This window comes from Mycolicibacterium chlorophenolicum, assembly GCF_001044235.1.
In the GTDB taxonomy this organism is placed as follows: domain Bacteria; phylum Actinomycetota; class Actinomycetes; order Mycobacteriales; family Mycobacteriaceae; genus Mycobacterium; species Mycobacterium chlorophenolicum.
In genome coordinates this window covers 1-13,107 of sequence record NZ_JYNL01000067.1, presented here as the reverse complement: position 1 = coordinate 13,107, position 13,107 = coordinate 1, and the positions used below count along the sequence as shown (strand labels likewise).

Genomic DNA, 13,107 nt, shown 5'->3' with positions numbered 1-13,107 from the left:
CTGTCGACCCGCGGCTGTGGCGGGTCTCGACGGCGATGCGCCGCTTCCTGGCCGCCACCACGGTGTGCGGCGTGGTCATCGCGGCCGCGACGATCGGCTCGTCGGTGGCGCTCGCGGCGATCGTCGCCCGCGTCATCACCGATCCGGCGTCCCGGTCGGTGGGCGTGCTGGCCGGGCCGATCGCGATCCTGGTGGCGCTGTGGGGTGTTCGCACCCTGGCGCAGTGGCTGCAGGGCCGGCTCGCCCAGCGCGGCGCCAGCGCGGTGATCGCCGACCTCACCGATCAGGTGCTGAAGACGGCCACCTCGCTGCCCCCGCGTGAGCTCAACCGGCGCCGCGATGACGCCGCGGCCGTCGTGACCCGCGGCCTGGACGGCCTGCGCGTCTACTTCACCACCTATCTGCCGTCGCTGTTCCTGGCGGCGATCCTCACCCCCGCCACCGCCGCGGTGATCGCGCTCTTCGACTGGCAGTCGGCGGTGATCGTGCTGATCGCGTTGCCGCTCATCCCGATCTTCATGGTGCTCATCGGGCTGGCCACCGAGGAGCGCTCGGTGGCCGCACTGGCCGCGATGACCACGCTGCAGGCGCGCCTGCTCGACCTCGTGGCGGGCCTGCCCACCCTGCGGGCTCTCGGACGGGCCGAAGGATCCGTGGCCCGGATCGCCGAACTCAATGCCGCGCACCGGCGCTCGGCGATGGCGACGATGCGCATCGCGTTCCTGTCCGCGCTGGTGCTCGAGCTACTGGCCACCCTCGGCGTCGCGCTGGTCGCGGTCAGCGTCGGAATGCGCCTGGTGTACGGACACATTCCGCTGACCGCCGCGCTGACCGCGCTGCTGTTGGCCCCCGAGGTGTTCTGGCCGCTGCGCCGAGTCGGTGCCGCGTTCCACTCCGCCCAGGACGGGAAGACCGCGGTGGCTGCGGCGTTCCGCTTCCTCGACACCGCACCGCCGCCGCCGACGGGAACGTCCGCGCTGCCGGACCACGCACTGACCATCGAGGTGGACGCCCCCGAGATGGTGGCCGAACCGGGCCGGGTCACGGTGCTCACCGGCCCCAACGGCATCGGGAAGTCCACGCTGCTGCAGGCGATTCTCGGACTCGACCCGCCCCGGGGGGGACGCATTCGCATCGGCGGTGTGGACGTCGCCAATCTCGATCCGCAGCGATGGTGGGCCGAGGTGGCGTGGCTCGCGCAGCGCCCCGTGCTGATCCCCGGCACGGTCCGGGAGAACCTGGACCTGTTCGGCGCCCTGCCCGATCTCCCCGGCGCCTGTGCCGCAGCGTGTTTCGACGACGTGCTGGCCGGCTTGCCGGAGGGACTGGACACCGTGATCGGACGCGGCGGGCTCGGGCTGTCGCTGGGACAGCGGCAGCGCCTCGGGTTGGCCCGGGTGCTCGGCTCGCCGGCGCGGGTGCTGCTGTTCGACGAACCGACCGCCCACCTCGATGCGCCGACGGAGGCACGAGTGCTGCGCGCGATCGCGCAGCGTGCCGCCCACGGCGCGACCGTGATCGTGGTCGGCCACCGGGATCCGGTGCTCGCGATCGGCGACGTCGTGGTCGACATGGGAGGTGTCCATGTGGGCGTATGAGCTGCTGCGTCCCCGGGTGTCGCGGGTGGCGCTCGCGGTCACGTTCGGGGTGCTGTCGCTGGGCAGCGCCCTGGCTCTGGCCGGAGTGGCGGCGTGGCTGATCACCCGCGCATGGCAGATGCCGCCGGTGCTCGACCTCACGATCGCGGTGGTCGCCGTGCGGGCGTTCGGCATCTCGCGGGGCGTGCTCGGTTACTGCGAACGGCTGGCCTCCCATGACACCGCGCTGCGGGCCGCCGGTTCGGCCCGCGAGCAGCTGTTCTCCCGGCTCGCGGCCGCTCCGGCCGACACCGTGTTGCGCAGGCACAGCGGCGAACTCGTCGCACAGGCCGGCGCCGGTGTCGACGAACTGTCCGATGTCGTGGTGCGCGCCGTCGTGCCGATCTGCGTCGCCGCCGTGCTCGGGGTGGCCGCCGTCGGCGCGGTCGCGGTGATCTCGCCCGTCGCGGCGGCGGTGCTCGCGGTGTGCATGGTCGTCGCGGGTGTGCTGGCGCCCGCGCTTGCCGCGCGCGCCGCCGCGAACGCCGAAGAGGTTGCCGCACAGCATCATGCGCAGCGTGACACCGCGGCCATGCTGGCGCTCGAGCACGCACCCGAACTCCGGGTCAGCGGCCGGCTGGCCGGCATCATCGCCGACGCCGGCGATGAGCAGCGCCGCTGGGGACGCGCGATGGATCGCGCGGCGGCCCCGGCGGCCGTGGCTGCCGCTGCTCCGACGGCGGCGATCGGGGTGAGCGTCCTCGGTGCGCTGATCGCCGGCATCGCGCTGTCGAATGCGGTCGCACCGACCACCGTCGCGGTGCTGATGTTGTTGCCGCTGTCCGCCTTCGAGGCCATGACCGCGCTGCCCGGTGCCGCCGTCACGCTGACTCGGGCCCGCATCGCCGCCCGGCGGTTGCGCGCTCTCACCGAGCCGGTCGACGACGACGGCCGCCGACCCGACGTCGCGCCCCTGCACCTTTCGCGCGGCGAGCGCGTCGCCGTCGTCGGGCCCAGCGGCTGCGGGAAGACGACTCTGCTGATGCGCACCGAGGGCACGTTCTTCGCCGAGGACGCGCACCTGTTCGCCACGACCGTGCGGGACAACCTGCTCGTCGCCCGCGGCGACGCCTCCGACGCCGAACTGACCGACGCGTTGCACCGGGTGGGGTTGAGCCGCTGGCTCGACCACCTGCCCGACGGGTTGTCGACCGTGCTCACCGGCGGTGCCGCCTCGGTGTCGGCGGGACAGCGGCGTCGACTGCTGCTCGCGCGCGCGTTGATCTCGACCGCGCCGACCGTGCTTCTCGACGAACCGACCGAGCATCTCGACGCCTCCGACGCCGACGCGATGCTCATCGACCTCCTCACCCCCGGCGGTCTGTTCGGCCCGGATCGGACCGTCGTCGTCGCCACGCATCACCTGCCGGAAACGGCGGGCGTGCGAGTAATCTCACCGGCATGAGCGAACCGCCGCCGCCCCCGTACGGGCCGACTCCGGGCAGCTACCCACCCCCGCCGCCGCAGTACGGCGGCTACGGTGGCTACCCTGTTCCGCCCCCGGCGTCCGCGCCGCGTAATGGCCTGGGCACCGCGGCGCTGATCCTCGCGATCGTCGGCCTCGTGCTGTGCTGGTCGATCGCCGGCGGCATCATCCTGGGCCTGTGCGCGGTCATCATCGGGTTCGTCGCCCGCGGCCGCGTCAAGCGCGGCGAGGCGACCAACGGCGGTGTCGCGATCGCGGGCATCGTGCTCGGCGCCGTCGCGATCGTCGCCGCGCTGGTGTTCATCCCGATCTACATCGGTCTGTTCGATCAGGTCGGCGGGACCGACTACGTGGACTGCCTGAGCCGCGCCGGCAACGACACCGAGGCCGCGCAGCAGTGCGCCGACGAGTTCACCCAGCGCGTCGAAGACCAGTTCTCGATCACGGTCACGCCGACGCCGTAGTGCGGGCCGGGAAGTACTTCACGATCCCCTCCTGCACGACGGTGGCCAGCAGCCTTCCCGACCGGTCGAAGAAGTGCCCGGAGCCCAGGCCGCGCGACTCCGCCGCGACCGGCGACGACGTCGAGTAGAGCACCCACTCGTCGAAGCGCACCGGCCGGTGGAACCACACCGAGTGGTTGGTGGTCACCGCGAAGATCCGGTCGTGGCCCCAGGACAGGCCGTGCGTGGTGATGATCGAGTCCAGCACCGTGGTGTCCGACGAGTACACCAGGGCGGCGCCGTGCAGGACCGGATCGTCGGGCATCGCCCCCCGCGCCGTCATCCACACCCGGTTGTGGGCGAGGCGGTCGCCTTTGTCCCGCATGATCCAGGCGGGGTCGTTGGTGTAGCGCCATTCGATGGGCCGCAGGGCGTTGACGAAGTGCGGCACCACGTCCTCGTAACCCTGCAGCAGGTCGTCGATCGGCGGGATCGTGAGCGGATCGGCAAGCTCAGGCGGCTCCACGCCGTGCTCGAGCCCCTTGCCGCCGGCCAGATACGACACCAGCGCCGTGGTCAGCAGCTGCCCGTTCTGCATCACGTCGACCCGGCGGTTGGCGAAGCGGCGCTCGTCGCGCAACCGCACCACATGGAACTCGAGGTCCTGCGCCGGGTCGCCGCCGGCGATGAAGTGCACCGACATCGCACTGGGCGGCACCGGATGCGCGAGCGAGCGGCCCGCCGCGACGAACGCCTGGGCCATCATCTGACCGCCGAATGTGCGCACCGGGTTCTTGCTCGGGTGGGCGCCGCGGAACGTGTCGTCGTCGACACGGTCCAGGTCGAGGATGGCCAGCAGCTCGTCGAAGTCCGCCGACACACAACCCCCTGGGTCTAGACGTCGTCCTCCCCGATGCGGTGGACGTGGATGAGATTCGTCGACCCTACTGTGCCCGGAGGTGCGCCCGCGACGATGACCACCAGATCGCCGCGCTTGTAGCGGCCGAGTTCGAGCATCGACTTGTCGACCTGCCGGATCATGCCGTCGGTGGTCTGGATGTGCGGGACGATGAACGTCTCGGTACCCCAGGTCAGCGCGAGCTGACTGCGCACCTCGGGCAGCGCGGTGAACGCGAGCACGGGCAGCGGGGTGTGCAGGCGCGCCAGCCGGCGCACCGTGTCACCGGACTGGGTGAACGCGACCAGCGCCTTGGCGTCGAGCCGCTCCCCGATGTCGCGGGCGGCGTAGGAGATGACGCCGCGCTTGGTGCGCGGCACGTGGGTCAGCGGCGGGGCGGCCACCGAGTTCTCCTCGACCGCCGAGATGATCCGGGCCATCGTCCGGACGGTCTCGAAAGGCCACTTGCCGACCGACGTCTCACCGGAGAGCATCACGGCGTCGGCGCCGTCGAGCACGGCGTTGGCCACATCGGAGGCCTCGGCCCGGGTGGGCCGGGAGTTCTCGATCATCGACTCCAGCATCTGGGTGGCCACGATGACGGGTTTGGCGTTCTCCCTTGCCATCTGGATGGCCCGCTTCTGCACCAGCGGCACTTCCTCCAGCGGCAGCTCCACGCCGAGATCGCCGCGCGCGACCATGATCGCGTCGAACGCGAGCACGATGGCCTCGAGGTTGTCGATCGCCTCCGGCTTCTCCAGCTTGGCGATGACAGGCACCCGCCGGCCGACGCGGTCCATGATCTCGTGCACGAGTTCGACGTCGGCGGGTGACCGGACGAACGACAGCGCCACCAGGTCGACACCCAGGCGCAGCGCGAACTCCAGGTCGTCGATGTCCTTCTCCGACAGCGCGGGCGCCGACACGTTCATGCCGGGCAGCGACATGCCCTTGTTGTTGCTGACCTTGCCGCCCTCGGTGACGGTGCACACCACGTCGCTGCCGTCGATGTGCTCGACGACCAGCCCGACGTTGCCGTCGTCGACGAGGACACGGTCACCGGGGCGCGCGTCCTGCGCCAGCCGCTTGTACGTCGTCGACACCCGGTCGTGGGTGCCCTCCACGTCCTCGACCGTGATCCGGACCGTCTCGCCGTTCTCCCAGACGGTCGGTCCGTCGGCGAAACGGCCGAGCCGGATCTTCGGTCCCTGCAGGTCGGCGAGGATGCCGACAGCGTGTCCGGTGCTGTCCGACGCCATCCGGACACGCTTGTAATTGGCCTCGTGATCGGGGTAGTCGCCGTGGCTGAAATTGAGCCGGGCGACGTCCATCCCCGCCTCGACGAGTTTGCGGACCGCCTCCTCGGAGGCGGTCGCCGGACCCAACGTACAGACGATCTTTCCGCGTCTACTCACGGATGCCGAGCATAGTCGTTAATCGATTCAGATGACGGCCAGCGGTAGCGCACCCGGCCTGACCGGCGCGGGAAGGTCCGACTCGCCCATCAGGTAGGTGTCCACCGCATGGGCCGCACTGCGGCCCTCGGCGATGGCCCAGACGATCAACGAGGCGCCACGGTGAGCGTCGCCACAGACGAACACGCCGGGCGCGTCGGTCTGCCAGTCCTGACCGCAGCGCAGCGTGCCGCGCCCCGTCAGGGTCAGCCCGAGACCGTCGAGCAGCGGCATGTGCTCGACCCCGTCGAAGCCGATCGCGAGCAGGGCCAGATCGCACGGAATCTCCAGCGACTCCCCCACCGGCGTGATCCGGCGCCGGCCCGTCTCGTCGCGTTCGACCTTGACCTCCGCGATCTCCAGCGCACGCAGATTGCCCTGATCGTCGCCGAGGAACCGCTGCACCGCGACCTGGTAGCGGCGCGCGCCGCCCTCGGCGTGCGCGGGCGAGAGCCGGGTCCGCAGCACGACGGGCCACATCGGCCACGGCGATTGCGCGTCGTCGCGGTACTCGGGCGGTTCGGGGTTGTAGTCCAGCTGGGTCACCGATGCGGCGCCCTGCCGGTGCGCGGTGCCCAGGCAGTCCGCGCCGGTGTCACCGCCGCCGATGATCACGACGTGCCTGCCCTCGGCCGAGATGGGACTGGGACCGTCGCCCTCGCACTCCTTGTTGGCGGGCACGAGGTGCTCCATCGCGAGGTGCACGCCGGCCAGGTGCCGGCCCTCGACCTCGTTGTCCCGGGCGCGCAGCGCGCCGACCGCGAGCACCACGGCGTCATACTGGGCCCGTAGCGCGTCGATCGTCACGTCGACGCCGACCTCGCACTCGGTGACGAAACGTGTTCCCTCCGCGCGCATCTGAGCCAGCCGCTGGTTGAGCGTCGCCTTCTCCAGCTTGTACTCCGGGATGCCGTAGCGCATCAGGCCGCCTATGCGGTCGTCGCGCTCGTAGACCGTCACGTCGTGGCCGGCACGGGTGAGCTGCTGGGCCGCGGCCAATCCGGCGGGTCCGGATCCCACCACCGCGACACGCTTGCCGGTGGCGATCGCGGCGGGCTGGGGTTCGACGATGCCGTCCATCCAGGCCTGGTCGGCGATGGTCTGCTCGATGCGCTTGATCGTCACGCTGCCGCCGGTCTGCTCCTCGGCGATCGACAGCACACAGGCGGCTTCACACGGGGCCGGACAGAGCCGGCCCGTGAACTCCGGGAAGTTGTTGGTGGCGTGCAGCCGCTCGCTGGCCGCGCCCCAGCGGCCCCGGCGCACCAGGTCGTTCCACTCCGGGATCAGGTTCCCCAGCGGGCAACCCGCACTTCCGCTGTGACAGAACGGGATTCCGCAGTCCATACAGCGGCGTGCCTGCTGCGAGACCTCACCGGCCCGCTGGTGCGCATCCTGCTGTTCGTAGACCTCGCGCCAGTCACCGACGCGTTCGTCGACGGGGCGTTTGGCGGCATCGACCTTCGCCACCTCCAGAAAACCGTGCGGATCAGCCACGACTTGCCTCCATGATCGCTGCGTCGACGTCTCGGCCCTCCGCCTTGGCCATCCGGGTGGCCTGCAGCACCCGCTGGTAGTCGCGGGGCATGACCTTGGTGAACTGGGCGCTGCGGCGCGGCCAGTCCGACAGCACCGACGTCGCGACGGTGCTCCCGGTGTGGTGGGCGTGCCGGCCGATCACCTCGCGCAGCCACAACAGGTCCTCGGGATCGAGGGCCTGCAACTCCACCATGTCGGTGTTGACGCGCCTCGGATTCAGCCCGAGCACGTAGGCGATGCCACCCGACATTCCGGCGGCCATGTTGCGGCCGACCGGACCGAGCACGACGACACGTCCCCCGGTCATGTACTCGCAGGCGTGGTCACCGACCCCTTCGGTGACCGCCAGGGCGCCGGAGTTCCGCGCGGCGAACCGCTCCCCGACGCGGCCGCGGAGGAACACCTCGCCGGAGGTGGCCCCGTAGAGCAGGGTGTTGCCGGCGATGACGTTGTCCTCCGGCAGGAAGAGAACGTCGTCCTGCGGTTTGACGATCACCCGGCCACCCGAAAGCCCCTTGCCGACATAGTCGTTCGCGTCGCCGATGAGCTCGAGGGTGATGCCCGGCGGCAGGAACGCGCCGATCGACTGGCCTGCCGAGCCCGTCAATGTGACGTGGATGGTGTCGTCCGGCAGGCCGTCGGCGCCATAGCGGCGGGTGACCTCGCTGCCGAGCAGTGTTCCGACGGTACGGTTCACGTTGCGCACGGGCAGCTCGAGCCGGACGGGATGGGCGTCCTCGAGTGCACCCTCGCACAGCTGGATCAGCGTTCGGTCGAGCGCCTGGTCCAGGCCGTGTTCCTGGCCGCGCACACGCCGGCGCTGCTCGGTGTTCGCGGGCACGGCGAAGATCGGGCTGAGGTCCAGGCCCTTGCTCTTCCAATGTGCGACACCGGGGTCGGTGTCGAGCAGCTCGGCGTGCCCGACGGCCTCGTCCACGCTGCGGAATCCGAGTTCGGCCAGGTGCCGGCGGATGTCCTCGGCGATGAACCGGAAGAAGGTTTCCACGAACTCCGGTTTGCCGGTGAAGCGGGCGCGCAGCTCCGGGTTCTGCGTGGCGACCCCCACCGGGCAGGTGTCGAGATGACAGACCCGCATCATGATGCAGCCCGACACCACCAGCGGCGCCGTGGCGAAACCGAACTCCTCGGCGCCCAGCAGCATCGCCACCATCACATCCCGTGCGGTGCGCATCCCGCCGTCACACTGCACCGTGATGCGGTCGCGTAACCCGTTGAGCACCAGAGTCTGCTGGGTGTCGGCCAGGCCGATCTCCCACGGCGCGCCGGCGTGCTTGAGGCTGGTCAGCGGTGCCGCTCCGGTGCCGCCGTCGTAGCCGGAGATCAGCACGACGTCGGCATGCGCCTTGGACACCCCCGCGGCGACGGTGCCGACCCCGACCGAGCTGACGAGCTTGACGTGGATGCGTGCGTCGGCGTTGGCGTTCTTGAGGTCGTGGATCAGCTGGGCAAGGTCCTCGATGGAGTAGATGTCGTGGTGCGGCGGCGGAGAGATCAGCCCGACGCCCGGCGTCGAGTGCCGCGTCTTGGCGATGTTCGGATAAACCTTGTAGCCCGGGAGTTGGCCGCCTTCACCGGGTTTGGCACCCTGGGCCATCTTGATCTGAATGTCGGTGGCGTTGACCAGGTAGTCGCTGGTGACCCCGAAACGGCCGGAGGCCACCTGCTTGACGGCGCTGCGACGCAGCGGGTCGTACAGCCGGTCCGCGTCCTCACCGCCCTCGCCGCTGTTGGACCGGCCACCGAGCCTGTTCATCGCGATGGCCATGGTCTCGTGGGCTTCGGCCGAGATCGATCCGTAGCTCATGGCGCCGGTGTTGAACCGGGTGACGATCGACTCCACCGACTCCACCTCGTCCAACGGCACCGGTGGACGCACACCCTTCTTGAACTCGAACAGCCCGCGCAGCGCGCCGCCCTCGCGGGCGAGTCGGTCGACCTCCTCGGAGTACTTCTCGAAGACCTCGTAGCGGCCCGTCCGGGTCGAATGTTGCAGCAGGAAAACCACTTCCGGGGTGAACAGGTGCAACTCACCTTCCCGGCGGAAGACGTACTCGCCGCCGACTTCGAGGCGACGGTGCACCCGCTCGGTGGGGTTCTCCGGGTAGGCGCGGCGGTGCCGCAACTTGACCTCTTCGGCGATGACGTCGAGCCCGATGCCGCCGAGTTGGGAGGGGGTGCCGGTGAAGTACTCGTCGATGACACTCTTGTCGATGCCGACCGCCTCGAATGCCTGCGCGCCCGTGTAGGACGCGACGGTCGAGATGCCCATCTTGCTCATCACCTTCATGACGCCCTTGCCCAGCGCCTTGAGGTAGTTGCGCACCGCGGTGGCGGGCTCGATGCCGGTGAGTTCGCCTTCGCGGATGAGGTCTTCGATCGACTCGAAGGCCAGATACGGGTTGACCGCGGCGGCGCCGAAGCCGATGAGCATCGCGATGTGGTGCACCTCGCGGGCGTCCCCGGTCTCGACGACCAGCGCCACGGTGGTCCGCTGCTTGGTCCGCACGAGATGGTGGTGCACGGCGGACACGGCCAGCAGAGACGGGATCGGCGCCTTGGTGTGGTCGGAGTCGCGGTCCGAGATCACCAGCGTCCGAGCACCTTTGGCGATCGCGTCGCAGGCGCGCAGTTGCAGGTCCTCGAGGGCGTCGGCCAGGCCTTCTCCCCCGCGTTCGACGTGGTAGAGGGCCTTCAGCACGGCGGTGCGCAGGCCGGGTTGTTCACCGTCGTCGTTGATGTGGACGATCTTGTTGAGTTCGTCGTTGTCGAGGACGGGCCACGCCAGCGTGATCTGACGGCAGGACGCCGCCGACGGTTCGAGCAGATTCTGCTCGGGCCCCATCACCCGCGACATCGAGGTGACCACCTCTTCGCGGATGGCGTCCAACGGTGGGTTGGTGACCTGGGCGAAGAGTTCGACGAAGTAGTCGTAGAGCAACTTCGACCGCTGGGACAGCACGGCGGCCGGGGTATCGGTGCCCATGGAGCCCAGCGGTTCGGCACCGGATGCGGCCATGGGGGTGAGCAGGATCCGCAGGTCCTCCTCGGTGTAGCCGAAGCTGATCTGTCGGCGGACGACGGACTCGTGATTGGGCTGAACGCGGGCGCGCTCGGGCAGTGTCTTGAGGTCGAGCAGGCCGGCGTGCAGCCACTCGCCGTAGGGTTCGGCTTGCGCCAGTTCCTCTTTCACCTCGTCGTCGGAGATGATGCGGCCCGCGGCGGTGTCGATCAGGAACATCTTGCCCGGCTGCAGGCGGCCCTTGGCGACGATCTGCGCCGATGGCACGTCGAGGACGCCGCTCTCGCTGGCGAGGATGACGCGGTCGTCGATCGTGCGCCACCACCGTCCGGGCCGTAATCCGTTGCGGTCCAACACCGCTCCGACGAGGACGCCGTCGGTGAAGGTGACGCACGCCGGACCGTCCCAGGGTTCCATCAGCGAGGCGTGGAACTGCCAGAACGCGCGCTCGGCGGCATCCATCGTGGCACTGTTCTCCCAGGCCTCCGGGATCATCATCAGCACGGCGTGGGGCAGGCTGCGGCCGCCGAGGTGGAGCAGTTCGAGGACCTCGTCGAAGGACGCGGAGTCCGACGCGCCGGGCGTGCAGATGGGCGACAGCCGGTCGAGTTCACCGGGGATCTTGCTGCTGGTCAGCATGGCCTCACGGGCGTGCATGCGGTTGCGGTTGCCGCGCACGGTGTTGATCTCGCCGTTGTGGGCGACGAACCGGAACGGGTGGGCCAGCGGCCAGGACGGGAACGTGTTCGTGGAGAAGCGGCTGTGCACGATGGCGATCGCGCTCAGGCAGCGTTCGTCGCGCAGATCCGGAAAGTATTGCGGCAGTTGCAGTGTGGTCAGCATACCCTTGTAGACCATGGTGCGGCTGGACAGCGACGGGAAGTACACGTCGCCGCGCTCGGCACGCTTGCGCAGGGGGTACACCCGGCGGTCGAGATCGATGCCGCCGGAACGGACGCCGTGGTGTTCCGGTGCCGCGACGAACAACTGCGCCATGTAGGGCATACAGCCGAGCGCGGTCTGACCGACCTCGGCGCCCTCGGGGTCGACGGGAAGCTCACGCCAGCCGAGGATCTCGAGGCCTTCCTCGGCGGCGATGGCGGCGATGGCGGCGCACGCCTCGTCGCGGGCGCTCGGATCCTGCGGGAGGTAACAGATCCCGGCGGCGAAGGTGTTCGTGCCGTCGGCGTGGGGTGCGGGCAGGTCGAAGTCGACGACCTCGCGCAGGAGCTCGACGGGAAGCTGGATCAGGATGCCGGCCCCGTCGCCGCTGTTGGGTTCCGCACCCGCCGCGCCGCGGTGCTCGAGGTGTTCCAGGGCGATGAGACCGTCGGTGACGATCCCATGCGAGCGCCGGCCCTGGATGTCGGTCACCATGGCCACACCGCAGGAGTCCGCCTCGTTGGCGGGATCGTAGAGGCCTTGGGGTTCGGGCAATGCCGAGAACAGCATGGACGATGCTCCTCGCAGTCCTGAAATTCGATGTCAGGGACTGCACCGGCCCGTCGCGCGAGTGTATCAGCGGGGGTGCGCGGCTACCCGCTGAGAACGGTCGGTACCAGCGGGAATCCGGGCAGATTCCGGGCGACGGTCCATACGACGGCAGCCGCGACGATGACGGTGAGCACAGGCATGCTGGACACCCGTTTCCCGCGGGAGCGTTGCACGATCACGAAGACGAGCAGCAGGGGCAGGCCGATGAGCAGGAAGGCGTTGTCGACGAACGCCGCCGCCAGATCACCGTGGAGAAGGTCGTGCGTCATGCGAAGTCCGCCGCAGGCCGGGCAGTTCCAGCCGGTGAGGGCTTTGAAGGGACAGGCCGGGAACAGGAAGCGGGGATTGTGCGGATCGCCGATGCCGATGTAGGCAAGGCTGCCCACCAGTGCGGCCCCGGTGCCGAGGCCGATGAGCAGCCGGTTGCGGCGGGTGGACGTCGGGCTAGGTGCCATCGCGCAGAGGACGCCCCTCGGGGTCGCGCACCTTGTCGGTGAGGATCAGGACGGCGTCGATGATGCCCCAGATGACGGCGCCGATGCCGCAGGTGATGAGCCCGACGACGAGCTGAGCGATGCCGAGGCCTGTGTAGCCGAGGTAGATGCGGCCGATGCCGACCAGTCCCAGGAGGCCGAGCAGCTGCAGGAGTCCCGCGACCACTTTCGACTTCTCCGACAGCGGCTCCCCCGTCAGCGGGTGCCGACCGTAGGGTGCGGCGGGGTCCATGTAGGCCGGCGGGTATTGGCCGAGCGGGGGCGGGTACTGCCCCGGCGGCGGACCGTACTGCTGGCCGGGCGGCGGGTATCCCGGTTGCTGCGGCGGAGGCGTGTAGGGATTGCCACCCTCACTGCCACTGAACTGCGGCTCGGTCATGCCCCAAGCATGCCAGACCGTCGACTCAGAACGGTGGGGGTTCGTAGGTGGCGGCCAGCCAGGCTTGTCGTTGGCGTTCCTGTTCGGCGTTGAGTTCCAGGCGGCGCCGGCGTTCCTGTGCGATCCGGTCGCGGCGGTCCTGTTCTCGGGTGGTCTTGCGCATCGGCATCATCGCGGTGCGCCCAGCGCCCTCGACCGGCGTCATCGTCGTTACGGTGCCGGTCGATACCGCCAACCCGGGGAACAGCAGCCCACCCAGGGCCTCCGTGGTGTAGACATGCCCAGTCGGCGCCGTGATCACGA

The 13,107-nt window shown here is 69.8% G+C and carries 9 protein-coding genes and 1 pseudogene; 3 read left to right on the top strand and 7 right to left on the bottom strand.

From position 1 onward, the window contains the following. Window positions 1-35 precede the first annotated feature (35 nt). The 3 genes from cydD to MCHLDSM_RS28010 are packed head-to-tail and all read left to right on the top strand — an operon-like array spanning window position 36 to window position 3,527. Window positions 36-1,598, top strand: a complete 1,563-nt coding sequence (cydD, locus tag MCHLDSM_RS28020; protein ID WP_048473103.1) for a thiol reductant ABC exporter subunit CydD — start codon at window positions 36-38, stop codon at window positions 1,596-1,598. Continuing rightward, window positions 1,585-3,042 (top strand): ATP-binding cassette domain-containing protein, encoded by a 1,458-nt coding sequence (locus MCHLDSM_RS28015; protein ID WP_048473102.1) that lies wholly within the window; start codon window positions 1,585-1,587, stop codon window positions 3,040-3,042. Before cydD ends, MCHLDSM_RS28015 begins: the two co-directional genes overlap by 14 nt. Further along, entirely contained in the window at window positions 3,039-3,527 is a 489-nt protein-coding gene (locus MCHLDSM_RS28010) for a DUF4190 domain-containing protein (RefSeq protein WP_048473101.1), read from the top strand. The genes MCHLDSM_RS28015 and MCHLDSM_RS28010 overlap by 4 nt, the downstream gene beginning before the upstream one ends. Here the strand turns inward: MCHLDSM_RS28010 and MCHLDSM_RS28005 are convergent. The 7 genes and pseudogenes from MCHLDSM_RS28005 to MCHLDSM_RS27975 form a co-directional block, all read right to left on the bottom strand. Beyond that, window positions 3,511-4,386 carry an acyl-CoA thioesterase II gene (locus MCHLDSM_RS28005; protein ID WP_048473100.1) on the bottom strand — a complete coding sequence of 292 codons (876 nt, stop codon included), beginning with the start codon at window positions 4,384-4,386 and terminating at the stop codon, window positions 3,511-3,513. The two genes, MCHLDSM_RS28010 and MCHLDSM_RS28005, sit on opposite strands and share 17 nt — an antisense overlap. A 14-nt stretch (window positions 4,387-4,400) precedes the next feature. Continuing rightward, window positions 4,401-5,819 (bottom strand): pyruvate kinase, encoded by a 1,419-nt coding sequence (gene pyk / locus MCHLDSM_RS28000; protein WP_043408821.1) that lies wholly within the window; start codon window positions 5,817-5,819, stop codon window positions 4,401-4,403. A 27-nt stretch (window positions 5,820-5,846) separates the two neighbouring features. Beyond that, window positions 5,847-7,355 carry a glutamate synthase subunit beta gene (locus tag MCHLDSM_RS27995; protein WP_048473099.1) on the bottom strand — a complete coding sequence of 503 codons (1,509 nt, stop codon included), beginning with the start codon at window positions 7,353-7,355 and terminating at the stop codon, window positions 5,847-5,849. Beyond that, complete coding sequence (gltB, locus tag MCHLDSM_RS27990) at window positions 7,348-11,889, bottom strand: glutamate synthase large subunit (RefSeq protein WP_048473098.1); 4,542 nt, start codon at window positions 11,887-11,889, stop codon at window positions 7,348-7,350. The genes MCHLDSM_RS27995 and gltB overlap by 8 nt, the downstream gene beginning before the upstream one ends. Window positions 11,890-11,972: 83 nt before the next feature. Then, entirely contained in the window at window positions 11,973-12,386 is a 414-nt protein-coding gene (locus MCHLDSM_RS27985; protein WP_048473097.1) for a DUF2752 domain-containing protein, read from the bottom strand. Continuing rightward, window positions 12,376-12,804 carry an NINE protein gene (locus tag MCHLDSM_RS27980; protein ID WP_048473096.1) on the bottom strand — a complete coding sequence of 143 codons (429 nt, stop codon included), beginning with the start codon at window positions 12,802-12,804 and terminating at the stop codon, window positions 12,376-12,378. Before MCHLDSM_RS27980 ends, MCHLDSM_RS27985 begins: the two co-directional genes overlap by 11 nt. A 25-nt stretch (window positions 12,805-12,829) precedes the next feature. Next, a pseudogene (locus MCHLDSM_RS27975) lies at window positions 12,830-13,107 on the bottom strand (HNH endonuclease); the annotation flags it as partial.

Bases quoted from the DNA above. Each gene is read 5' to 3' on its own strand.
- MCHLDSM_RS28015 (WP_048473102.1), top strand. From the start codon at position 1,585: ATGTGGGCGTATGAGCTGCTGCGTCCCCGGGTGTCGCGGGTGGCGCTC.
- gltB (WP_048473098.1), bottom strand. From the start codon at position 11,889: ATGCTGTTCTCGGCATTGCCCGAACCCCAAGGCCTCTACGATCCCGCC.
- MCHLDSM_RS27980 (WP_048473096.1), bottom strand. From the start codon at position 12,804: ATGACCGAGCCGCAGTTCAGTGGCAGTGAGGGTGGCAATCCCTACACG.
- MCHLDSM_RS28010 (WP_048473101.1), top strand. From the start codon at position 3,039: ATGAGCGAACCGCCGCCGCCCCCGTACGGGCCGACTCCGGGCAGCTAC.
- MCHLDSM_RS27985 (WP_048473097.1), bottom strand. From the start codon at position 12,386: ATGGCACCTAGCCCGACGTCCACCCGCCGCAACCGGCTGCTCATCGGC.
- cydD (WP_048473103.1), top strand. From the start codon at position 36: ATGCGCCGCTTCCTGGCCGCCACCACGGTGTGCGGCGTGGTCATCGCG.